At 50.4% G+C, this 22,621-nt stretch carries 19 protein-coding genes; 6 read left to right on the top strand and 13 right to left on the bottom strand.

Features of this window, described 5'->3' with window-relative positions; translation table 11 throughout:
- Positions 1 to 17: 17 nt before the first annotated feature.
- The gene (locus QQZ12_RS00560) at positions 18 to 287 is read right to left on the bottom strand and encodes a 3'-5' exonuclease (RefSeq protein ID WP_106342595.1); all 270 of its coding nucleotides are present in this window, start codon (positions 285 to 287) and stop codon (positions 18 to 20) included.
- Between the two features lie 308 nt (positions 288 to 595).
- Complete coding sequence (locus tag QQZ12_RS00555) at positions 596 to 1,381, bottom strand: endonuclease/exonuclease/phosphatase family protein (protein ID WP_284723804.1); 786 nt, start codon at positions 1,379 to 1,381, stop codon at positions 596 to 598.
- Between the two features lie 472 nt (positions 1,382 to 1,853).
- Here QQZ12_RS00555 and QQZ12_RS00550 point away from each other — a divergent pair, with 472 nt between their 5' ends.
- Positions 1,854 to 3,875, top strand: coding sequence for a M4 family metallopeptidase (locus QQZ12_RS00550; RefSeq protein WP_102991547.1), 2,022 nt, complete (start codon positions 1,854 to 1,856; stop codon positions 3,873 to 3,875).
- 344 nt (positions 3,876 to 4,219) lie between these two features.
- Entirely contained in the window at positions 4,220 to 5,890 is a 1,671-nt protein-coding gene (locus QQZ12_RS00545; protein WP_102991546.1) for a M4 family metallopeptidase, read from the top strand.
- A 101-nt stretch (positions 5,891 to 5,991) separates the two neighbouring features.
- On the opposite strand, the gene QQZ12_RS00540 is transcribed toward QQZ12_RS00545, so the two are convergent.
- The 7 genes from QQZ12_RS00540 to pdxK form a co-directional block, all read right to left on the bottom strand.
- Positions 5,992 to 6,780 carry a TIGR00266 family protein gene (locus QQZ12_RS00540; protein WP_284723803.1) on the bottom strand — a complete coding sequence of 263 codons (789 nt, stop codon included), beginning with the start codon at positions 6,778 to 6,780 and terminating at the stop codon, positions 5,992 to 5,994.
- Positions 6,781 to 6,979: 199 nt separating this feature from the next.
- Positions 6,980 to 7,891 (bottom strand): ABC transporter permease, encoded by a 912-nt coding sequence (locus QQZ12_RS00535; protein WP_102991545.1) that lies wholly within the window; start codon positions 7,889 to 7,891, stop codon positions 6,980 to 6,982.
- A 6-nt stretch (positions 7,892 to 7,897) separates the two neighbouring features.
- Positions 7,898 to 8,908, bottom strand: a complete 1,011-nt coding sequence (locus QQZ12_RS00530; protein ID WP_102991544.1) for an ABC transporter permease — start codon at positions 8,906 to 8,908, stop codon at positions 7,898 to 7,900.
- An 85-nt stretch (positions 8,909 to 8,993) separates the two neighbouring features.
- Positions 8,994 to 10,610: an ABC transporter substrate-binding protein gene (locus QQZ12_RS00525; protein ID WP_102991543.1), complete on the bottom strand. Its 1,617-nt coding sequence runs from the start codon at positions 10,608 to 10,610 to the stop codon at positions 8,994 to 8,996.
- 92 nt (positions 10,611 to 10,702) lie between these two features.
- The gene (locus QQZ12_RS00520) at positions 10,703 to 11,674 is read right to left on the bottom strand and encodes an ABC transporter ATP-binding protein (RefSeq protein ID WP_102993753.1); all 972 of its coding nucleotides are present in this window, start codon (positions 11,672 to 11,674) and stop codon (positions 10,703 to 10,705) included.
- Positions 11,661 to 12,653 carry an ABC transporter ATP-binding protein gene (locus tag QQZ12_RS00515; protein WP_102991542.1) on the bottom strand — a complete coding sequence of 331 codons (993 nt, stop codon included), beginning with the start codon at positions 12,651 to 12,653 and terminating at the stop codon, positions 11,661 to 11,663. The genes QQZ12_RS00520 and QQZ12_RS00515 overlap by 14 nt, the downstream gene beginning before the upstream one ends.
- Before the next feature lie 312 nt (positions 12,654 to 12,965).
- Entirely contained in the window at positions 12,966 to 13,778 is an 813-nt protein-coding gene (gene pdxK, locus QQZ12_RS00510; RefSeq protein ID WP_102991541.1) for a pyridoxine/pyridoxal/pyridoxamine kinase, read from the bottom strand.
- A gap of 205 nt (positions 13,779 to 13,983) precedes the next feature.
- On the opposite strand from pdxK, the gene QQZ12_RS00505 reads away from it, so the two are divergent.
- From QQZ12_RS00505 to QQZ12_RS00490, 4 genes are all read left to right on the top strand, one after another.
- Positions 13,984 to 15,471, top strand: coding sequence for an FAD-dependent thymidylate synthase (locus QQZ12_RS00505; RefSeq protein ID WP_223248017.1), 1,488 nt, complete (start codon positions 13,984 to 13,986; stop codon positions 15,469 to 15,471).
- Positions 15,472 to 15,654: 183 nt separating this feature from the next.
- Positions 15,655 to 15,987: a hypothetical protein gene (locus QQZ12_RS00500; protein ID WP_102991539.1), complete on the top strand. Its 333-nt coding sequence runs from the start codon at positions 15,655 to 15,657 to the stop codon at positions 15,985 to 15,987.
- A 2-nt stretch (positions 15,988 to 15,989) separates the two neighbouring features.
- On the top strand, positions 15,990 to 16,355 hold the full coding sequence (locus QQZ12_RS00495; protein ID WP_102991538.1) for a hypothetical protein: 366 nt from the start codon (positions 15,990 to 15,992) through the stop codon (positions 16,353 to 16,355).
- A 269-nt stretch (positions 16,356 to 16,624) separates the two neighbouring features.
- Positions 16,625 to 18,037 carry an alanine/glycine:cation symporter family protein gene (locus QQZ12_RS00490; RefSeq protein WP_145958374.1) on the top strand — a complete coding sequence of 471 codons (1,413 nt, stop codon included), beginning with the start codon at positions 16,625 to 16,627 and terminating at the stop codon, positions 18,035 to 18,037.
- A 56-nt stretch (positions 18,038 to 18,093) separates the two neighbouring features.
- Here QQZ12_RS00490 and QQZ12_RS00485 read toward each other — a convergent pair whose 3' ends face one another.
- From QQZ12_RS00485 to QQZ12_RS00470, 4 genes are all read right to left on the bottom strand, one after another.
- Complete coding sequence (locus QQZ12_RS00485; RefSeq protein ID WP_102991536.1) at positions 18,094 to 19,611, bottom strand: chitinase; 1,518 nt, start codon at positions 19,609 to 19,611, stop codon at positions 18,094 to 18,096.
- A gap of 194 nt (positions 19,612 to 19,805) precedes the next feature.
- The gene (locus QQZ12_RS00480) at positions 19,806 to 20,678 is read right to left on the bottom strand and encodes a phosphate/phosphite/phosphonate ABC transporter substrate-binding protein (RefSeq protein ID WP_102991535.1); all 873 of its coding nucleotides are present in this window, start codon (positions 20,676 to 20,678) and stop codon (positions 19,806 to 19,808) included.
- 209 nt (positions 20,679 to 20,887) lie between these two features.
- Positions 20,888 to 21,433 carry an isoprenylcysteine carboxyl methyltransferase family protein gene (locus tag QQZ12_RS00475; RefSeq protein WP_102991534.1) on the bottom strand — a complete coding sequence of 182 codons (546 nt, stop codon included), beginning with the start codon at positions 21,431 to 21,433 and terminating at the stop codon, positions 20,888 to 20,890.
- A 5-nt stretch (positions 21,434 to 21,438) separates the two neighbouring features.
- Entirely contained in the window at positions 21,439 to 22,506 is a 1,068-nt protein-coding gene (locus QQZ12_RS00470; RefSeq protein ID WP_102991533.1) for a type III polyketide synthase, read from the bottom strand.
- Positions 22,507 to 22,621 lie beyond the last annotated feature (115 nt).

Raw genomic sequence — 22,621 nt, 5'->3', positions numbered from 1 at the left:
ATTCAATCCAAGCTGTGCTACTTCCGTCCATCCCCTTGGCTTTCCCCTCTCATCAGGAAAGAGGTAAGCGGTCCGTACGAAGTGATGTACACCTGCTCGCGGGCGCGGGTCATAGCTACGTACAGCAGAGAACGCTGTTCATTCAGGTACGCCGCTTCTTCGTCGGGGTCTTCCCGTTTCTGCCGCAACACCCAAGCATTAGGGAGATTATCTTCATTTGCCTCGGCGATGAACACCACGCGGAATTCCAAGCCTTTGCTGTTGTGCATGGTGCCACTGTCACGCATCAGCCAGCTACTCTCGTCTAGGTGTGTTGGAATCAATGCGCAAAGCCTTGCAAACAAACCTCCATGTCACTAATAAATCTAGTGAGAAGTGAGTGTAGCATAAAACAACTTGGAAGTAACTGACTCAAGCAGATTATGAAATAATTTGAGTTACCGGCATGAATAAGTAACTATAAACAAATCCATGTATGTATAAGCAAAATAAATCTGAAAGTATAACTGGGCTCCAATCGTTCTCCAAAGCGTTTTCCCCGTAGTTTTCACTCATGTCAGAATTTTTTCGCATACGCATCCTGTTGATTACTTTGTCATTTCAACCATTTCAAATCAGTATACACCAATGCATGTGTACTCAACGATTGCGATTTCTCCCATAGATGCTCCATGTACTCCACCTCAAAGTGTGGGCTTTTAAAGATATAATCATAGCGGTATGGCTTTGACTTTTTTGGTGATTTATATGTCATCGCTAATGGTCCTTGCGGACTTTTCTTCACAATTTCTTGTTTAAGATCAGATCTTTGATCCAAGTAGTCACGGTATGCGTCTTTGAATAAGGTGGCATCTCCGTGGATGAGGGCTTTCCCTCCCTCTGTATCCACATCTCCCCAAAACTGCACCTTTGATAAGTCTGGATGGTCTACTTCGGGTCCGGTGTATTTGATGCCTCCCAAAGTCGGCATCTCTTTTCTCTCTTTCACCCAACGCATTAAAGCAAATAGGGCTAAAGCCTTCTGCTCTTTATATTCGCTTCCATTTGGGATGTCCACCGATGCCACCACAAAAACACGGTCATCTTTCATGACCTCGGCCGCAATAGCTTTTGCATTAGGAGGCATATCCGAAATGAGGCAAACATGTTTTATGGTATATGGATGCTTCACAAATATTGCTACGCCATGCTCTTTCGCCGCATACTCTTCATTGGTCAAGTCAAATGAAAAACGCCCTTGGTCAAATCGTTTACTTTCAGTAATTCTGTCAAATCCTGCTTGTTTCAATCCCTGGACAGCTAGAATATCCGGAATCACCTGCTGAATAAGATCCAAATGCCCATGGTTTAATCTACGCCGGTCTACATACCATGTTGCCACTCTCATAGGGAATCTCTCCTTACTAAATTCAAAATCTACTATTACTCTAATATATTAATATTTATTATTTTATTTGTTTTCCAACTAAATTCCAACTCATAACGCGTATTATTGAACAGGAAATTTTCTTATTAACAAAGCAAAAAAACTTATCCTTTCTCCCCCCACTACTTTAACCAAATATTATTAATACAAAATCTACATTAATCGATTATTAATGATCATCAATTCTCATTGATGATTCATGCAAATACCGTCAATGTCTCTCCTCCTCCATCCCTTCGCCACACACAGGACTAAAACCCCATTTACATTCCCATTATCAGTCTTATGAGTTAATTAATTTATTAAAATTTTGTATTGTTATTTACTTCTATACATACATTGTCCTATTATTCATTTTATAAATCTAATTATTATAATTCGATAGATAATTAGATTTACTAATCTTTCACAAAAGGAGTTGAAAGGGATGGGAGCTAAGAAATTTACTGCTTTCGCAGTGGTTTCGACCATGGTGTTCACTCTAACCACCGCGAATGTGTCCGCGGCACCAAGTGAACAACCGCCAAAGGCGAAGAAAATGGCCGTGTTGGAGAAATTATCAAAACAATCCAAAGGGAAAGAAAAAGTCACATGGAACAAGGAAAAAGGGGTTCCCACGTTTGTGACAGGCAAGCTTTCGGACAAACAGGCCAAAACCCCGGCTGATGTGAAGAAGATCGTGGAGGAAAACAAAGCGCTCTTCAACATGGATTCAGCCTCTTCCGAACTATCCCTCATTTCACAAGAGAAAGATTCCTTGGGCTTTACGATGTATAAATACCAACAAGTGTATCAAGGGGTACCGGTATTTGGCAACGAACTGATCGTCCATACTGACAAAAACGGCACTACCACTTCCATCAATGGTTATTATGATCCCGAGGTGAAAACCGCCGGGCTAAACACCAAAGCGACGCTGTCATTGGCGCAAGCACTCAACAAAGCGAAGGCGTCCGAGGGCGTGGCCAATGTTAGCAAATTCGACATCCAAAAAGGCAAATTGCATGTATATGAAACCGAAAAAGGCGACTACCGCTTGGTTTATGTAATTACGCTGTCCACCCTGGAAGGCAAACAGCCAGTCTATGCCGATCTATTCGTGGATGCACACAATGGTGCCATCGTACACAAAATCGATAAAGTGAATCATGCAGCGGCCACTGGTACAGGCACGGGCGTGCTTGGCGACACGAAGACGCTGAACACCGATTCTTACAGCAGTGGCTACTATCTGCGTGACATCACCAAACCGATGTATTCCACTGGTGGCAAAATTGAAACCTACACTGCCAACTATGGCACAGCCTTGCCAGGCACGCTATTAACTGACGCCGACAACGTGTGGACTGACCGCGCAGCTGTGGACGCCCACTACTATGCTGGCAAAACCTACGACTACTACTACAACAAGCTGGGCCGCAACTCCTTTGACAACAGAGGAGCCACGATGAAGTCCACCGTACACTACAGCAGAAATTACAATAACGCCTTCTGGAACGGAACGCAAATGGTCTACGGAGATGGCGACGGCAGACAATTCACCTCTCTGTCTGGTGCACTGGACGTGGTGGCCCATGAGATCACCCACGCTGTCACCGAGCGTACAGCTGGCCTTGTTTACGAATACCAACCCGGTGCATTGAATGAGTCCTTCTCTGATGTGCTCGGCAACTTGGTGGAAAATAAAAACGACCCGAAATGGCTGCTCGGTGAAGACGTCACCACACCTGGCATCGCTGGCGACGCATTGCGTTCGATGTCCAACCCGAACGAGTATGACCAACCAGATCACATGAATGAATATCGTAACCTGCCCAACACCAGAGAAGGAGACTGGGGCGGCGTTCACATCAACTCCGGTATTCCGAACAAAGCATTCTACAACTTCGTCACCACTCCCGGCATAACCAAAGACAACGCCGGCAAGATTTGGTACCGTGCGCTGACGCAATACCTGACGTCCTACTCCCAATTCGTAGATGCGCGCAACGCCACCATCCAAGCGGCAACCGATCTATTTGGCGCCAACTCGCTGGAAGCGACTGCCGTAGCCAATGCTTGGGCTAGCGTGGGCGTAGGTTCCAGCGGAAACAACGGCGGAAGCGGCGATGCTTACGAGCCAAACGACAGCATGTCCGCAGCCAAAGCCATGAGCTCCGGTACTACCTACAATGGTCTGATCAGCAGCGCGACCGATGAGGACTGGTTCAAATTTACGCCCAGCACATCAACCTACCTTTCGCTCAGCTTGACCAATCTGCCAGCAGACTACGATCTGTATCTGTACAACTCGGCTGGCACTTTGTTGGCTAGATCGGAATACGCCGGCACCTCTTCGGAATCAATTGCGGGCACCATCCAAGGCGGCGCCACTTATTATGTGAAAGTGGTCGGATACAACGGCGCTATGAGCACAACCAAGCCATACGCGCTAAAAGCGACTTATTAAGCAACACCCCGGCATCATCTTTCATTCGACTAAACGAAAAAGACTTGCCTTCCTCAAACAGGAAGAGGGCGAGTCTTTTTCTTTTTCTATGCACTTATGAAGATGTTTCTTTGTCTCTTTCTCCAACGCAGATCCGCAATCCCTCGCTCCTAAAATGAAGCAATCACATCCTGTTAAAACCAATTTCATTTCCAATATTGGGCTTATGAGTTAATTAATTTATTAAAATTTTGATTTGTTATTTACTTTTCTAATCAAAATATCTTATTATTCCTTTTATAAATGTAATTATTACAATTGGATAGACAATTTGATTTACCACATTTGCAAAGGAGTTGGGATACATGGGTTTCAAGAAGTTCACCGCTTTTGCAGTGGTTTCGACGATGGTATTTACGCTGGCGACAGCCAACGCATCCGCAGCACCGGGTGAGCAACCACCCCAAGCAAAGCCGGAGAAGAAGGCGGCATTAGAAAGGCTATCTAAAAATTCCAAAGGAAAAGAAAAGGTTACATGGAACAAGGAAAAAGGGGCAGCCACATTTGTAGCGGGCAAGCTTTCAGACAAACAGGCCAAAACCCCGGCTGATGTAAAGCGGATCATCGAAGAGAACAAAGCGCTCTTCAACTTGGGATCAGCCAACTCCGAATTATCCCTGATTTCACAAGAGAAAGATTCCTTAGGCTTTACGATGTATAAATACCAACAAGTGTATCAAGGGGTACCGGTATTCGGCAACGAACTGATCGTCCATACTGACAAAAACGGCACTACCACTTCCATCAACGGTTATTATGATCCCGAGGTGAAAACCGCAGGGCTAAATACCAAAGCGACGTTGTCATTGGCGCAAGCACTCAACAAAGCGAAGGTGTCCGAGGGCGTGGCCAATGTTAGCAAATTCGACATCCAAAAAGGCAAATTGCATGTATATGAAACCGAAAAAGGCGACTACCGCTTGGTTTATGTAATTACGCTGTCCACCCTGGAAGGCAAACAGCCAGTCTATACCGATCTATTCGTGGATGCACACAATGGTGCCATCGTGCACAAAATCGATAAAGTGAATCATGCGGCGGCCACTGGTACAGGCACGGGCGTGCTTGGCGACACGAAGACGCTAAACACCGATTCTTACAGCAGTGGCTACTATCTGCGTGACATCACCAAACCGATGTATTCCACTGGTGGCAAAATAGAAACCTACACTGCCAACTATGGCACAGCCTTGCCAGGCACGCTGTTAACTGACGCCGACAACGTGTGGACTGACCGCGCAGCTGTGGATGCCCACTACTATGCTGGCAAAACCTACGACTACTACTACAACAAGCTGGGCCGCAACTCCTTTGACAACAGAGGAGCCACGATGAAGTCCACCGTACACTACAGCAGAAATTACAATAACGCCTTCTGGAACGGAACGCAAATGGTCTACGGAGATGGCGACGGCAGACAATTCACCTCTCTGTCTGGTGCACTGGACGTGGTGGCCCATGAGATCACCCACGCTGTCACCGAGCGTACAGCTGGCCTTGTTTACGAATATCAACCCGGTGCATTGAATGAGTCCTTCTCTGATGTGCTCGGCAACTTGGTGGAAAATAAAAACGACCCGAAATGGCTCCTCGGTGAAGACGTCACCACACCTGGCATCGCTGGCGACGCATTGCGTTCGATGTCCAACCCGAACGAGTATGACCAACCAGATCACATGAATGAATATCGTAACCTGCCCAACACCAGAGAAGGAGACTGGGGCGGCGTTCACATCAACTCCGGTATTCCGAACAAAGCATTCTACAACTTCGTCACCACTCCCGGCATAACCAAAGACAACGCCGGCAAGATTTGGTACCGTGCGCTGACGCAATACCTGACGTCCTACTCCCAATTCGTAGATGCGCGCAACGCCACCATCCAAGCGGCAACCGATCTATTTGGCGCCAACTCCACTGAAGCAACCGCAGTCGCCAATGCTTGGACCAGCGTCGGTGTCGTTGCCAACAAATAAATGCACAAAAGAGGCGTGAGCTCCTCGCTGGGGAGCTCACGCCTTTTACATCTCATCCATGTCTCAGCGGCCTCCCTGTCAAAGCCCGCCGCGCAGTCAACTTAATCCCCGTCAAAGAAGTCTCCCAAGCTTCCCAAAATGCTCCCTTCTTCTTTGCGTCCGACGGCCGGCGCCGCGGCGAAGATCCGACTGGCCAGGCGGCTGAACGGCAGGCTTTGTATCCAGACTTTCCCCGGGCCTCGCAAGGTGGTAAAGAAGAGACCCTCTCCCCCGAACAAAGCAGTTTTGATCCCGCCGACAAATTGAATGTCGTATTCGATCGAGGCGGTCATCGCTACCAGACACCCGGTATCGAGCCGAATCATCTCCCCTTCGCGCAACTCTTTTTCAACGATGGTACCGCCCGCATGGACAAATGTCAGGCCATCCCCCTCCAGCTTTTGCATGATAAATCCTTCGCCGCCGAAGAAGCCAGCCCCGATCTTGCGTTGCAATTCAATGCCTACCGACACGCCTTTAGCGGCGCAGAGAAAAGAGTCTTTTTGGCAAATGATTTTCCCATTGTATTGTTTCAAGTCAAGAGGGATGATCTTGCCCGGATAAGGCGCCGCGAACGAAACGTTTTTGCGGGTGGAGCCTTCGTTGGTGAACACGGTCATAAACAAGCTCTCACCGGTAATGAGGCGTTTCCCCGCGCTGAACAGTTTGCCCATCAATCCCTTGCTATCTTTGCTACCGTCACCAAAGATGGTTTCCATCTGAATGGTGTCGTCCATCATCAACAAGCTGCCCGCTTCTGCAATCACGCTTTCCTGGGGGTCGAGCTCAATCTCCACCAATTGCATGTCATCGCCGTAGATGCGAAAGTCGATCTCATGTGCCAATTCCATCTGATCCGCTCCCTCTGTCATCATTGTGGTGTGTCATCCACACCGTTCTTTTTACTCATTTCTCTTTCTTATGTTCCCGCAATTGGCATCAACCTATCACTTTTGCAAAAAAAAGATCCGGCTTTTTCGCCGGATCTGCGAGCTTGTCTGCTGATATCGAAAAGATTCGGCTGGTGCCAAGCCTTTCCCACACGGAAAGTCATTGCTTCATGCGCGGGTCAAAGATGTCCCGCAATCCGTCGCCAAGCAGGTTAAAGCCCAAGACAGTAATCATGATGGCCACGCCAGGAAACACCATCGTCCAAGGAGCCAATTGCAGATAGTCACGGGCGTCCGACAGCATGGTTCCCCACTCTGGATCAGGTGGTTGCGCCCCCAAGCCCAAGAAGCCGAGCGCGGCCACCTCAATTACCGCAGTCGCAAAGCTTAAGGTGCCTTGCACCATGATCGGCGTCCAACAGTTGGGCAAGATGTGGTGCCAGAGAATCCGACTGTTCTTCATCCCAATCGCCCGCGCCGCCAAGACGAAGTCTTCTGCTTTCACACTGAGCACGCGCGATCGCATCAGCCGACCAAACGTGGGGATGTTGATGATCGCGATGGCAATCAGGGCGTTATTCAGGCCCGGACCCAACATAGCCACAATCGCAATTGCCAACAAAATGCTGGGAAAGGCCAGCATGATGTCAAACAGGCGGGAAATCAACGTATCTTGCCATTTCCCGTAATAGCCAGCAAGCAAGCCGAGCAGGCTACCCACCACAATAGAGCCAGCGATGCTGATAAAGCCCACCCATAAGGAGATGCGGGAACCGTACACGATCCGGGTGAAGATGTCCCGGCCTAGGTCGTCCGTACCAAACCAATGCTCAGCCGAAGGGGCGGCCAAGGCATCCGCGCTCGGTTCTGTGTAATCATAGGGTGTGATAACCGGGGCCAAGATTGCCAAAATAATAAAGATCAGCACCAACACACTGCCGATGACGGCCGAACGGTGCCGGAAAAACGCGCGCACAAAATCCTGTGCCGGATTATCCGGTTGGGCGGAGTGGGACACGGCACCTGCTTCGGGAAGATTGGTCACTGGTGGTTGAACGTTGTCTGTTTGCATCCCGCCTCACTCCTTTCCATATTGGATGCGCGGATCGATCCAGACGTAAAGTAAGTCGACAATGAGATTGATCATGACGAAAATGAAGGCCAGCACGAGAATGCCGGATTGGATGACCGGATAGTCGCGTGAATTGATCGCGTCATATATATATCGCCCAACCCCAGGCCAGCTGAAGATGGTCTCCGTCAAAACCGCACCGCCGAGTAGCAAGCCTAGTTGCAAACCGACCACCGTCAAAATGGGAATCATGGCATTTTTCAGCGTGTGTTTATAAATAACCAAGAACTCGGATATTCCCTTGGCCCTAGCTGTGCGGACATAATCTGAGCGCATCACTTCTAACATGCTGGACCGGGTCATACGGGCGATGATCGCCATTGGAATGGTGCCAAGCGCGATCGCTGGCAACAAGATATGCTTTAGCACATCCCCCAACATGGCCATATCGCCAAACAGCAGAGCGTCAATGATGTAGAAATACGTGATTGGCTCGTATTCCATCCGCGGGTCCAACCGCCCGTTGGAAGGAAACCACCCCAGCTCTTGCGCAAACAGCCATTGCTCCATCAAACCAAGCCAGAAAATGGGGATAGACACACCAATGAGGGCAATGAACATCGAGCCATAATCGAGCCATGAGTTTTGACGCCAAGCCGATAAAATGCCGAGATTGATGCCAAAAAAGAGGGCAATGGCGATGGCGACAAAGGACAATTCCGCAGTTGCCGCCAAGAAGGGACCGATCTCTTCCGAAATTTTGGTCTTATTGACCAGCGATGTCCCCAGATCGCCTTGCAACAATGCTTGCAAATATTTGAAATACTGGATGTAGACCGGCTGATCCAAGCCCAGATTTTGCCTGATCTCTTGCAGTTGCTCCGGTGTGGCTTTGTCACCCGCGATGGTCTTGGCTGGATCGCCCGGTATAGCGTGGACGACCGCAAACACAATCAGCGACATTCCGAGCAGCACCGGGATCAACATCAATAACCGTCGTGCAGTATATGCCAGCATTTGATTTCACCACCTCATCCCTATCGATCATCATGGATGCAGAAAGGGTCCACCATCGCCTAAGCCATGGTGGGCCCTCCGCCAATTATTGCGCGAAGTCGACTTTTTCCAGCGACAGCTCCGTCGTGGGGTGTGTTTTGAATCCGATCACTTCTTTTTTAGCGGCATAGGGGACGGTGGCATGGGCAATCGGCACCCATGGCGCGTCTCGCTTAATGATTTCCTGCGCTTTCATGTACAGTTCTGCCCGTTGCTTTTCATCGCTCAACTCTTGCGCTCTAATGAGCAGGTCATGCAATTCATCATTTTTATAGAGGGCGATATTCGCAGCGTCCGGCATACGGGTGTTATCCTTGTCTAAGAGCACGTACAGGAAGTTGTCTGGGTCACCGTTATCCCCGTTCCAGCCGAACAAGGCCATCTGGTGCTCGCCTTTACCCGTTTTATCCAAGTAGATTTGCCAGTCATGGGTAACGATTTTCGCCTTCACTCCGATTTTGGCCAGATCGGCTTGGATGTACTCGGCGATCTTCTTGCCGTCCGGCATATAAGGCCGGGGAGCGGTCATCGCGAAGAATTCCACTTCCATTCCGTCAGCGTAACCAGCTTCCGCAAGCAATTGCTTCGCTTTGTCGAGATTAAATTCATAATCTTTCACATCTTTGTTGTAACCCAACATAAATTCCGGCATGGGGTTGATAGCCGGTTTGGCCAATCCAGAGTAGAAATTTTTGATCAACGCTTCTTTGTTGACCGCATGGTTGAACGCTTGACGCACTTTGGGATTATCAAATGGTTTCTTTTCCGTGTTGAAGGCCAGGTAACCCACGTTCATACCTACTTGTTTGAAGACCTGCAATTTGCTGTCTTTCTCCGCCGGGGCGACATCGGTCGGATTCAATCCGTCAATGATATCCACATCCCCCGACTTGAGCGCAGTGAAGCGCGCGGAGTTGTCGGGAATCACTTTGAAGATCACTTTATCTAGTTTGGGCTCCCCTTTTCTCCAGAAACTTCCATTTTTCACTAGGGTGATCGTGTCGTTTTTCTTCCATTCTTTCAACTTGAACGGCCCCGTTCCCACTGGGTTACGCGTAAATGCGATCGGGTCTTTCTTCACCGCGGTGGGCGAGGCGATTCCAAACGCGGACATTGCCAAGTTTTGCAAGAATGGCGCCTGTGGGCTGGTCAATTCAAACTTGACCGTAAATTCATCGACAGCAGTGACGCTTTTGATCTTATGTCCCGGGTCCCCTTTATAGCCGCCAAACATGTATGCGTAGTAAGGGAAGTCCCCTCCTTTGTGCTGGGGATGGTTCTTGTCAGCCCACCGCTCGAAGTTAAACACCACGGCTTCGGCGTTAAACGGGGTTCCATCGTGAAACTTCACGTCTTTGCGCAATTTGAAGGTCCATACTTTGGCGTCTTCACTGGCCTCCCAGCTTTCAGCCAAACTGGGTACCACATCTGTGCTGCCATCGGCGTATTCAACCAAATTGTCAAAGATCTGGTCTGTCACCTTAGTAGACTCCCCATCAGTGACGAGACTTGGATCAAGCAACTTGGCGTCTTCCCCGCGCCCGTAGATCAATGTTTTGTCATTCTTGCCAGTGCCCGCGCTTTTCTTCTCCACACAACCAACCAAAACAGATGAAAAAATGAAGATTGCTATGAGTGATACCAGCCATAACCGTTTTTTCATTCCCTTTCCTCCTTTTCATGGCTCTTAATTCAAAACCTGCTTCGGTGTTGCTTTTCCCTCACCCCCTTTGGTGAGAAAACCGAGAGTGTCACTCACGCCTTTGCGTTATGCAAATGGCAAGCCACAAAATGGCCACCGCCGGCATCATCAAAGATAGGACGTGTTTCTCTGCACACATCCATCACATGGGGACAACGTGGATGGAAAGCACATCCTTGCGGTGGGTTATCTGGGCTCGGCACGTCTCCGGACAAGATGATGCGTTCTTTTTTGGCATCGGGATCGGGCACCGGCACAGCAGACAGAAGTGCTTCCGTGTAGGGGTGAAGCGGCTTTTTGTACAGCTCATCGCGGGGAGCCAGCTCAACCAAGCGACCCAAGTACATCACGCCGACCCGATCGCTGATGTGCTTCACCACGCTGAGATCGTGTGCGATGAAGATGTAAGTCAGCTCAAATTGCTCCTGCAAATCCATCATCAAGTTCAGTACTTGGGATTGGATGGAAACGTCTAGTGCCGACACCGGTTCATCCGCGATAATCAGCTTAGGACGGGTAGACAGGGCTCGAGCGATCCCGATCCGTTGCCGTTGGCCGCCACTAAATTGGTGCGGATACCGGCCGGCGTGGCTCTCATTCATGCCGACGACATGAAGCAATTCCCGCACTTGCTCTTTGCGCTCCTGTGCGTCGCCCAAACCATGCACGATCAGCGGCTCTTCGAGAATGGCGGATATTTTTTGGCGCGGATTGAGCGATGCGAAAGGATCTTGAAACACCATCTGCAAGTCCCGCCGTACCTGCCTCAATTCTTCTGCCTTGAGCTGAAACAGTTTCTTGCCGGCAAACTCCACTTCCCCCGCTGTCGGCTCATACAAGCGCATGATGGTGCGACCTGTTGTTGATTTACCGCAACCACTTTCTCCAACGAGCCCCAACGTCTCTCCGGGTTCCACAGAGAAGCTCACGTCATCGACGGCTACCACTTCTCCCACTTTTCTGCCCAACACCCCGCCGTGGATGGGAAACGTTTTCTTCAGATTGCGAACATCAATCAGTGCCATGATGCGATTCCTCCTTTTGATGCAAGAAACAACGGCTCACATGCCCTTGTTCCACCGGCGCCAGCGGCGGCACTGCTTCTCTGCAGACATCCATCACCTGCGCGCACCGCGGAGCGAACCGGCATCCCGCCGGCATCTGATACGGATTGGGCACTTGCCCCGGAATGGCATACAACCGTTCCTTTTGCTCATCCAATTTGGGAATCGATTGCAACAACCCTTGGGTATAAGGGTGCCGGGGCTGTCTGAACAAGCGGTATCGATCGGTTTCCTCCACCACTTGCCCGGCGTACATGACCACAATCCGGTCGCACATCTCGGCCACGACGCCCAGGTCATGCGTGATCAAGAGGATCGCCGTGCCAAACTCTTCGTTCAAGCGCTTCATCAACTCCAGAATCTGCGCTTGAATTGTGACGTCCAGTGCAGTCGTCGGCTCATCGGCGATCAACAGGCGAGGGTTCAAGATCATGGCCATGGCGATCATAACCCGTTGCCTCATCCCACCGGACAGCTGATGCGGATACTCATCCAAAACGCCTTTCCGGGCTATTCCGACTTTTTCCAGCATCTCCCGTGCCAACTCCCGAGCTTCCGCCTTGCTACACGACCGGTGAGCACGAACCGCTTCAATCAATTGGTTGCCGATGGTAAATAGCGGATTGAGCGAAGTCATTGGCTCTTGAAAGATCATAGCCATGTCTTTGCCGCGAATCTGCCGCAGTTCCCGCTGACTCGCTTTAGTCAAGTCGGTGCCATGAAACCGGATCGATCCGTCCACGATCTTGCCAGGAGGTTGGGGCACCAAGCCCATCACGGCCAAAGAAGTTACGCTCTTGCCGCAGCCGGACTCACCGACCAAGCCCACGATCTCCCCTTCGCGAATGGTGAGATCCAGCCCATCCACCGCTTTCACCACACCTTTATCTGTAAAAAAATGCAACTTCAAGTGCTGAATCTCCAACACAGGTTGGGTCATTGGATCACCTCAGGGATACACCGTAGTGTGTGAATTGGGAATGTACAGAATGATTACCTGTTTTTTATTAGATTAAAAATATTTTTAACTCAATATATTCTACCAATTCGTAAGTTAATCCTTCAACATTTAATTTATATATCCCAAAACTAAGCATTTTGATTTACCAGATTTCGGTTATCGATCAGAGTAAGCTCTTCTCTGCGCGCGTATGAAGGCGCTTCGCCCGCCACACTTTGTTCCTCTCCCGTACACTGCAATAAAAAACGCCCCTTGTGATAAGGAGCGTTGTTATCTATGTCAAAATGTGACTTAGTTTTTCCCATATATCCGTTGCGCCGCATGTAGGGTGGGACCGACATACTGGTTCAGCGGGAACGAATGGCGAATCGCCTCAGTGATGAAAGCTTTGGCCGTCGCAATCGCCTCCCGCACCGGCCGGCCCTTGGCCAATTCCGCCGCGATGGCCGCTGAGTACGTGCATCCGGCCCCATGCGTGTAGGTGGTTTCAATCCGTTCGCTTTCCATCACTTCAAACGACTGCCCGTCATATAGGACATCGACTGCTGCTTCGTGTTGCAATTTGCCGCCGCCTTTGACCACGACGATTTGCGCTCCCAAGCCATGGATAATGCCAGCAGCTTCTTTCATTTGCTCAACAGTGGTGATCGAACCAAGCTTGCTCAATTGTCCTGCTTCAAAGAGGTTGGGTGTAACCACAGTCGCCTTGGGCACTAGCACTTCGCGCAAAGCGTCTGCCAGTTCGGGGTGCAAAACCTCATCCGTCCCTTTGCATACCATGACCGGATCGATCACGGCTGGCACGCCCGCTTTGTCAATCGTGTCGGCCGCCAGCTCAATCAATTCCACTGAGCCGAGCATGCCTGTTTTCAAGGCATGAATGCCAACGCCGTCCACAATCGTTTTCAATTGTTCACGAACGACATTCATGTCTACGGGGAATACCAAGTGATTCCAGCGATTGTCCGGGTCCATGGCCACGATTGTGGTCAGCGCGGTCATGCCGTACACACAAAGCTCCTGGAATGTTTTCAGATCGGCCTGGATGCCCGCCCCCCCGCTGCTGTCGGATCCGGCTATGGTTAAAGCTTTATATATTGCCATAAAAATCCCCCCATCGCATTCTTCTAACAAATATTACTCTACGATTCATCATACCTTAATTTGCCAAGGGGAAAAACCCCTTCCCTCTCCAGCCACAGTTTGCGCTCGGCTTCCCGGCACTGGATGAACATGGTTGCAATCACCATGCCTACAGGCGGACAAATTTTGTTAGAATGGAATGATGAATGCAGGAGGGATGAATGAGATGAACACTGAGCACAAGGTTGATCTAACCCGTTATGTGTCCAATTTGGACCGGAATGTCTACACCATTTTCAACTTACCGGAAGAAGTGATTGCGGTAATCTTCGCCTATGTGAGCCGCAGTTCGCTCAGTTTTCGCGACAATCTGGCGAAGTTGCTTGCCGACGACGAGCTGGCAGTAAACGAGCAAAGCGGCGGACTGGCCACCTCTTATTCAGAAAAAGCGGCGCGTTTCCATGAAAAATGGGTGGTTGGCTATGGGCATTCCAGCGTCGCCGAACATGCTGTCGCCCATATCGGCATCGAGAAAATCAGCCGCCTCGCTTCCGCCGAACTGGAATTAGCTAATTCATTCAACAGCTTCACAGAGTATAGCCAGCGGTACCAACGGCCTGCGCGCGGGGACGTTTACATCCCTGAAAAGCTGGAACAACAACCAGAATTGAAGGAAGACTACTTGGCGTTACAAGACAAAGCGTACGATACATACGAAGCTTTGATGGCAGGTCTCATCCCTTACCTCAAGCAGTCCATTCCACAAAACGAAGGGGAATCGCCTCGCGCTTACCAATCAAGAGTGGAAAAAATCGCGTTTGAAGATGCCCGCTACGTACTCACCCTGGCTACGCTGACCAACTTGGGCATGACTGGGAACGGCCGCGCCCTGCGCGACACACTGGTCGCCCTCTTGACTAGCGAACAGGCCGAATGCCGGCAGTTGGCGCGTGACATGGAACGGGAGATTAGCCAAGTGATCCCCACCTTGCTCAAATACGTTGAACCCAACGCCTATGTAGCCGAAGCGCGGCGCAAGCTAAGCAATCGGTTCGGTACAATCCAGCCAACCGCCCAGACCATCAAGGGCCCCCACGCGCGGTTTACCCGCCTACCGGAATACCGCGACGCCCTGATCCTGTTGGCCACCCAGATGTTGGTCACCTACGCCGGACTCTCTTACGATGCGGCGCAATCCCACGCCGAGACCTTGCCGCTTGTCGAGCTGGAACAGCTAGCCCTAGACGCTTTGTCGGACTTGCGCTTCTTTGACAATCCGCTTCCGGAACTGCAACATCTCCATTACCAAATGGAGTTGGTCATCTCGGAGGCCAATTGGCATCAACTGTTGCGCCACAACCGACGTGCTCACTTCAGTTTCGGCCAACCGACAGTCCGCCTCGGCTATACGACTCCGCCGCATGTGGAAGCCGCCGGACTGGCTGAACGGTATCAGTCTTTCATTCACGAAGCCGAAACGGTGGTACGGAAATTGGCAGATTGGAACCCCTCCATCGCCCAATACGCAGTGACCAACGCCCATCACCGCCAAGTCACAATGACGGCCAGCTTATGGGAACTATACCATCTGATCAATCTGCGCACCTCTCCCGAAGCACAATGGGATATTCGCGACACGTTTCAACAACTGCATGATCAACTGCAAGCAGCACACCCAGCATTGGCGAGACACGCCAAGCGTCGACTGGGCTGATCAGAAGGGCTCCCTCGAAAGGGGAAGCCCTTTTTTCTTATGCCATGCGTCTCCTTTCACGCAGATTCGATGTATAATGAGAATAGGAGTTTTCTACACTAGGAGGTGCCTGGAATAAAATTCAGCACGAATGCATTTCAGGTACAAGGAACAGGATGATCAGACGAGAGGAGACTGTCTCGCATGTCTAAAGCATTTGCCCGTGAAGAACTGATCTCCGCCAATGAATTGAAAGAGATCAGCAAAGACCAATTATTTGAAGAGAAACTGCACGCTTTTCAAAAGTTGGGGTTGGTGCACAATAACGAGCTTCGCGCCGTCATTTTAGATATTAAAGCGTATGAGCGGCTGTTGGACCGTTTAGAAGAATTGGAGAATATGCATGAAGACTTGCGCCTGGCCGACGAAATGGCTGAACGCCTCCAAATTGCCAGCACCGAATGGATCGAAAAATCCCCCAATCAAACCCGACTCCAGTTTCTATCACAACTAGCCGAAACCAAAAGGACCCCTTGACGATGAAAGAGGTTTACCATCCATGCTTCCGCGATGATCTCGCTTTTCTGCACGCGGTGCTGGGAAAAAAGAAGTTTAAAGAATGCCTAATACAAATCGACCGTGCCGTTGAACAGGTCCTGCGCAACCCAACCAAGGCTGCTTTGCTCAAATACCCCCCACTCACCGGATTCCGCAAGAAAAAATTTTTTTCCATCGGCCGACCGCGCAAACGGCAACGCCCCAACATGCGCTTGCTATACCGCTATGTGCCCGCTGAACAAACCCTCTACTTCCTGTCTGTCGGATTGCGCATCGCGGAGCGCCCCCGCAATCCCAACGATGTCTATTCGCGTGCCCGGGAACGTGATTTTTCCCGCTGGGAATAGGCGGAATATTGCAACACTACTCACCTCCAACCGGCAGAGGATGTTGGCCCATCGCTCACACGATTAGTTGGCCGACATCCTCCGTTCATGGCCTTCCTCGAAAAATCCCCTGCCCCGCTTCACATCAAACAGAAAATGGCCTGACAGCCACAAGTTGTTGTAGAATATCAGTTAGCTTGTAAAATTAATCCAATGACTAAGTAAAACATTTATGATATAAAAGAATTTGGCAAGGTTGTGTCTTTTTTATGAAAAGAGGTGACGAGATCGTGGAAATGCTAGGGCAATTGATTACACAGATTAATGACTTTTTATGGACTTATATCATCATTACCTTGTTGGTCGTCTTGGGATTGTACTTTACATTTCGTTTAAAATTCGCTCAATTCCGCTTTGTCGGTGAAATGATTCGTCTGTTGGGCGAAGGGCGCGGCAATAACAAGAACGGCATCTCTTCCTTCCAAGCGTTTTGTATCAGCACCGCCGCGCGCGTCGGTGTAGGTAACATCGCGGGTGTAGCGACGGCGATTGCCTTGGGCGGCCCGGGCGCAGTCTTCTGGATGTGGCTGATCGCCCTGGTCGGAGCGGCTTCGGCGTTTGTGGAAGCGACGCTCGCCCAGATCTATAAAATCAAGGACGGAGACGCATTCCGGGGCGGACCGGCCTACTATATGGAAAAAGCCCTCGGACAACGTTGGATGGGGATCTTGTTCGCCGTTTTGATCACCATTTGCTTCGGTTTGGTTTTCAACGCCGTGCAAGCCAACACGATCACGGTGGCCTTTGAATCCAACTACGGATTTGACCGTTTGACCTTTGGTTTGGTTATCGCCGGCACATTTGCTTTCATCATCTTCGGCGGGGTGAAACGGATCGCTAAAGCGTCTGAGCTGATCGTTCCGGTCATGGCCGTCGCTTATATCCTGCTAGCGCTGTATGTTGTTGTAACGAACCTGTCTGCGATTCCCACGGTCTTCAAACATATTTTCATGGGTGCCTTTGGTTTGGAGCAAGTGGTGGGCGGCGGTATCGGCGCCGCGATGATGCAAGGAATCAAACGCGGTCTTTTCTCCAACGAAGCGGGAATGGGGAGCGCACCCAACGCTTCGGCCACAGCGGATGTAACCCATCCGGTAAAACAAGGATTTATCCAGTCATTGGGCGTGTTTGTAGACACCTTGCTCATCTGTAGCTCCAGCGCCTTAATCGTATTGATCTCCGGAGAATTCACCAATAGCGAACTGCCGGGCATCGTCATCGCCCAAAACGCCCTGAGCGCGGAAGTTGGCGCGTGGGCTGGACATTTCTTGGCCTTTGCTATCTTGTTCTTCGCCTACTCCAGCTTGATCGGTAACTACTACTATGGCGAAACCAACATCGAGTTTATCCGCAATAGCAAAGTATGGCTGACCATTTACCGCTTGGCTGTCGTCGGCATGGTCATCTGGGGTTCGGTCAGCAAGGTGCAAATCGTGTGGGATATGGCCGACTTATTTATGGGACTGATGGCGATCACCAACATGGTAGCAATCGGCTTGTTGGGCGGCATCGCCTTTAAAGCGCTCAACCACTATATCGAACAAAAAAGAGCAGGTCTTGACCCCGTCTTCTATTCCGATAGTCTCCCCGGCTTGAAAGGGATTGAAGTGTGGGAAAAGAAATCCGACAAAAAAGCGAGCTAAACCCACCTGTAAAAAACACCCGCCAGTGCAAACCTATTGGCGGGTGTTTTTCTTTGTTATTTCAATGAATCGAGCGTATTGCGAACTGGGTTGGAAAACGCATGGCCGGAAGCGGCGTCCCAATTGATCGACCAAGTCATTACACCGCGGAAACCGGGGTAACCACCCGTTTTGACCAGCTTGTACGCCCCACCATATGCTTGGCCTTTCACCAGGTACTTCAACGCCTTATCAATGTTGTCCGGAGTGGTGTAACCACCCGAAGCCGCTGACGGGCTTGCCGGCAAGCCGATCGCTACCTGATCTTCTCTCAATCCCGGGAACACGTTGTTCGGATTGTTACCCACCGGGAACCCTTGCAACAGCATCTCAGCCATGGCCACTTGGAAATCAGCCGTCCCTTGTGTATAACTCTTACCGTCTAAGCCGACCATCGAACCAGAGTTATAATGTTGCACATGAATGAAGGTCAACTTGTCCCGAAGCGCATGAATCACTGGCAAGTAAGCGCCCCAGGGACCACCGTAGGACAGGTATCCCCCTTGCACATAAGCCGTTTCTGGCGCCATCGTCAACATGAAATCACTGCCGAACGAGTCACAAATGGATTTAATGGCGTCAATCATGTTCACAATGATGGGAGTGGTTGGATGCTTAAAGTCCGTATCCCCGGCCCCGACTGCAAGGGAGCTGCCTTCCAAATCGATGTCTATTCCGTTGAAACCATAGGTCTGGATGATGTTTTTCATTGAATTGATAAAGTTTTGTTTGGCGGTCGCATCATGGAGTTGAATATGTCCATTAGCCCCACCAATCGAGATCAGCACTTTCTTGCCCATCTGTTTGAGACGAGCGATGTCGGCTTTAAATTGTTCCGGTGTCGCATTATAAGGGGTGAATTGCATATGACCAGGAGCTTGTCCACTTGGTTCAGCGAACGCCACTTGAATCACGTCATATTTGCTTGACACCTCCCCCAACTTGAGCGTGGTGGAGCCATTGTCAAAATTATGCCAGTATCCGATCAACAATTTGTCGCCCGCTGGTGCGCCACCCCCGTCATTAGCTGGATCAGTGGTCACCGTCACACTATTGCTCGCACCTGACCGATTGCCAGCCGCGTCCTTTGCTTTGACGGTAAAGGTATAAGATGTATTGGCACTGAGCCCCGTCACCGTATACTGCGTCTGGTTGCTGATACCCGCCAAGTTGGCGCCGTTGTACACTTCATAGGCGACCACTCCGACATTATCCGTGGAAGCTGTCCAAGACAAGCTGACACTACTTGCTGATTTGCTCGTCACTTTCAAACTAGTCGGAACACTTGGCGCCGTAGTGTCATCAGAGCCGGAAGAGACCAGCTTCCACAGCGCAGGCACATTTGGCGGTTCCCAGCCGGGCAACGATGTATGCGATTGCAAGCAGGAGTATACATTCCCTTGGTATGTCACCTGGTCCCCCTGCTGATAATTAACATGGGGCGCCCATTCGCTAGCGGCGAAAACGCCAACGGGAAGGAGCGCGGCCAATAGCAGGATGACAACCGACAATGCGCTTAAACGGCGTTTGTTCATTTCCATCCCCCTGTTCATCGCCAAGATTTGAATAATCTTTTCAGCATTTCGATAAATCTTTCTATTTTTATTTAATCATATCCCTATTCAGAAAACAATAATTTATCTTATCATCTAGTTGTCATAACAACTATCCAAATAAAAAAGCCACTCTTATAAAAGAGTAGCTTCTTTACCGGCAATCATGATTTGCCTCATTGCAGATTTACCATCTGCATTGCGTCCCGAACTGGCTTGTAGTAATCGCGGTCAGTGCGCACATAGCTGCTGACCCCCAGCTCTTCCAACGCCTCCGGTTCTTTGTCATCGGCCAAAGTTAACGCCTCTGCCAATTTTTCTTTCAATACGGCGTCAAGTTGCGGATGAACAGCGATCGGAGCCCCTGGAATCAAGCTGGACCGCCAAAGAATGCGCATCTCGTTTGGATTGATCTTACCTTCATTAACCAGCTTGCGGTAGGTTATGTCATCCATCGCCCCCGCGTCCACTTGCTTGCCGTACACCATCCGTCCCACCACATCATGGCCGCCAGCGTAGGTGACTTGGCCGAAGAAGCGAGCCGGATCAATGTGCATGCGTTTTAAATGCGCAGTCTGCATCAAATACCCCGACGTGGAACCCGGATCGACAAAGGCGAACGACTTGCCTTTAAGCGCTTGCAAAGAAGTGAGACCGCTGTCTTTGTGGGTGATAATGAGGCTGCGATACCCATTTCCTTGATCCTCAAAATGTTCAGCCACAATCGGCACCGCCCCCACTTCTTTCTCTGCCTTCAGGTAGCTGAGCGGATCGAACATGGCAAAGTCAACCTTGCGCTCGCGCATCGCTTCGACAACGCCATCATAATCAGGAGCGACATAGATTTTCACACGCACATTTAATTCTGTCTCCAGATAATTGACCAATTCTTCATACTTGTCTTCCATCTCTTCGCGATTTTCGTGCGGGATCACGCCCAGGCGCAATACTTTGTCGCTTCCGGCAACACCGAGCATCGACTGGCACCCGACCAACACCGCAACCGAAACCAAACAGGAAAAAACAATCATTCCTAACCGTTGCTTCATGAAAAAGGCCTCCGCTGTATGATTCCTTCGCGCCAACACAGGTTGGCACACAGCTTGATTATATCAGATTATGATAGTTTCATTTACAATAAGAATGACAAAGACATTGAAAAAGATGCGAATAATCGTGCGCGATGTCAACGCATCGCTACACACCCAGCGGTTCCCGCCTTTATCAAGCATCCGGTTGCGCACTGCCAGCCTTTTTCTCACATCCGCCGTGTTGGCATCCGCTCTTCATAACATGTCCATTCTCGCCACGCCCGCTCTTCAGCCGGAATCCGCACCCCAAAGAGGATGAGCGCATTGAACACCGACACTACCACCATGGTCACAAACGCCCCCAACATCAAAGGCAAACAGATTAATTCGATGATCACCACCAGATAATTGGGATGCCGTAGATATTTGTACGGCCCTTTTACCCGCGGCTCTTGCCCTGGGACGAGCAGGATGCGCGTATTCCAGCACCGTCCCAACGAACGGATACACCAGATGCGTGCCGCTTGCGCCAACACAAAAATGATGAACGGCACCATCCACCATGACGGCGGTTGCGCCCCATATCCCAAGCACTCCACAATTAAGCCCACAAACAGCAAGACGTGAACCGAGACCAGCAACGGATAATGCTCCCGCCCGATTTCAACCGCGCCCTTAACTGTCATCCATCGGGCATTTTTTTCCGCCATCCAACACTCACCGAAGCGTTGCAGGATCACAAACAACAACAGCCCCCATTCCCATTGATTCATCCCTCTCACCCCTTCGCTTGCAATAAAACCATCTCCAAACTGAATCCTGGACCCAAAGCGGCCAGCAATCCCCGCTCCCCCGGAAGCAACGGTTGGTGCATGTCTTGTTCCAACACAAACAAGACCGTGGCCGAGGACATATTGCCGTATTGCTTCAACACCTGGTAGGCACTCGCCAACTTGTCGGGGGACATACCTAGCGCTTCCTCATAAGCCTCCAGCACCTTCTTCCCGCCCGGATGCATATATAAGCGGTCAAGCCGGGGGACGGTCAACTGATGGGTAGCCAAAAACGGCTCTAACACCCCTTTAACTTCTTGCTTGATCAAAGTGGGAATATCCCTAGAAAAAATCACCTTCATCCCATCGTCCATAAAATCCCAGCCCATGACATCTAGCGAGTCTGGCCAACAATAGCTGTCAGAGGCAGTAATTTCCCAGTGAGCCCCGTCGGATCGGGCTTCTCCTACCCCATCCGTAACCAGAACGGCAGCTGCTCCATCCCCAAACAGCGACGTGGCTACAAGGTTGCTTTTGCTACGGTCTTGGCGACGGAAAGTCAAGCTACAACATTCTATCGCCACCAACAGCACGCGGTCGCCGGGGCAAGCTTTGGCAAACGCCGCAGCCCGTGCCAATCCCGCCGCTCCCCCGGCACAACCCAGCCCCCAGATCGGCGTGCGCTTCACGTCGTTACGCAAGCCCAAGTAATTAATCAGCCTAGCGTCTAAACTGGGGGTGGCCATGCCCGTCGTGGAGACGACCAGCAGATGGTCAATCTCATCCAGCGCGATATCGGTTTGTGCTAAACAACGCTGAATCGCTTCAGCGCCCAGCCGACAAGCTGTTTCTACATACGCTTCATTCTTCTCTTGAAACGAATGGTCCCGCTCAAACCATTCAAGCGGTTTGCTCACATATCGTGTGGCTATGGCCGTGTTTTCAAAGATCTTTAACAGCCTTTCAATACCTGGAAAAGTCTCTCCAAACAGGCGCTTCGCAAATTGTCTGGCTTCAATCTGGCGGAGTTCGTAGGGTGGAACGGCGGTTCCCACTGCAATGATTCGCGGCATAATCTAGCCTCCGATTTTCCTTTGTTTTCCATTAGCATCCCCTGATTGGGCCAAGCTATGCAAAAACTCCCCCAGATTAGGGGAGTTTCGTACGTAAAGGTAAGATGAACCTGTT

Origin of the sequence: Laceyella tengchongensis (assembly GCF_900182735.1) — a bacterium.
Taxonomy (GTDB): Bacteria; Bacillota; Bacilli; order Thermoactinomycetales; family Thermoactinomycetaceae; genus Laceyella; species Laceyella tengchongensis.
This window is presented reverse-complemented; position numbering and strand designations above follow the sequence as displayed.

Coding starts and splice junctions, on each gene's coding strand:
- QQZ12_RS00560 (WP_106342595.1), bottom strand. CDS start 287: ATGCGTGACAGTGGCACCATGCACAACAGCAAAGGCTTGGAATTCCGC.
- QQZ12_RS00550 (WP_102991547.1), top strand. CDS start 1,854: ATGGGAGCTAAGAAATTTACTGCTTTCGCAGTGGTTTCGACCATGGTG.
- QQZ12_RS00545 (WP_102991546.1), top strand. CDS start 4,220: ATGGGTTTCAAGAAGTTCACCGCTTTTGCAGTGGTTTCGACGATGGTA.
- QQZ12_RS00540 (WP_284723803.1), bottom strand. CDS start 6,780: ATGGAATTGGCACATGAGATCGACTTTCGCATCTACGGCGATGACATG.
- QQZ12_RS00535 (WP_102991545.1), bottom strand. CDS start 7,891: ATGCAAACAGACAACGTTCAACCACCAGTGACCAATCTTCCCGAAGCA.
- QQZ12_RS00530 (WP_102991544.1), bottom strand. CDS start 8,908: ATGCTGGCATATACTGCACGACGGTTATTGATGTTGATCCCGGTGCTG.
- QQZ12_RS00525 (WP_102991543.1), bottom strand. CDS start 10,610: ATGAAAAAACGGTTATGGCTGGTATCACTCATAGCAATCTTCATTTTT.
- QQZ12_RS00520 (WP_102993753.1), bottom strand. CDS start 11,674: ATGGCACTGATTGATGTTCGCAATCTGAAGAAAACGTTTCCCATCCAC.
- QQZ12_RS00515 (WP_102991542.1), bottom strand. CDS start 12,653: ATGACCCAACCTGTGTTGGAGATTCAGCACTTGAAGTTGCATTTTTTT.
- pdxK (WP_102991541.1), bottom strand. CDS start 13,778: ATGGCAATATATAAAGCTTTAACCATAGCCGGATCCGACAGCAGCGGG.
- QQZ12_RS00505 (WP_223248017.1), top strand. CDS start 13,984: ATGAACACTGAGCACAAGGTTGATCTAACCCGTTATGTGTCCAATTTG.
- QQZ12_RS00500 (WP_102991539.1), top strand. CDS start 15,655: ATGTCTAAAGCATTTGCCCGTGAAGAACTGATCTCCGCCAATGAATTG.
- QQZ12_RS00495 (WP_102991538.1), top strand. CDS start 15,990: ATGAAAGAGGTTTACCATCCATGCTTCCGCGATGATCTCGCTTTTCTG.
- QQZ12_RS00485 (WP_102991536.1), bottom strand. CDS start 19,611: ATGAACAAACGCCGTTTAAGCGCATTGTCGGTTGTCATCCTGCTATTG.
- QQZ12_RS00480 (WP_102991535.1), bottom strand. CDS start 20,678: ATGAAGCAACGGTTAGGAATGATTGTTTTTTCCTGTTTGGTTTCGGTT.
- QQZ12_RS00475 (WP_102991534.1), bottom strand. CDS start 21,433: ATGAATCAATGGGAATGGGGGCTGTTGTTGTTTGTGATCCTGCAACGC.
- QQZ12_RS00470 (WP_102991533.1), bottom strand. CDS start 22,506: ATGCCGCGAATCATTGCAGTGGGAACCGCCGTTCCACCCTACGAACTC.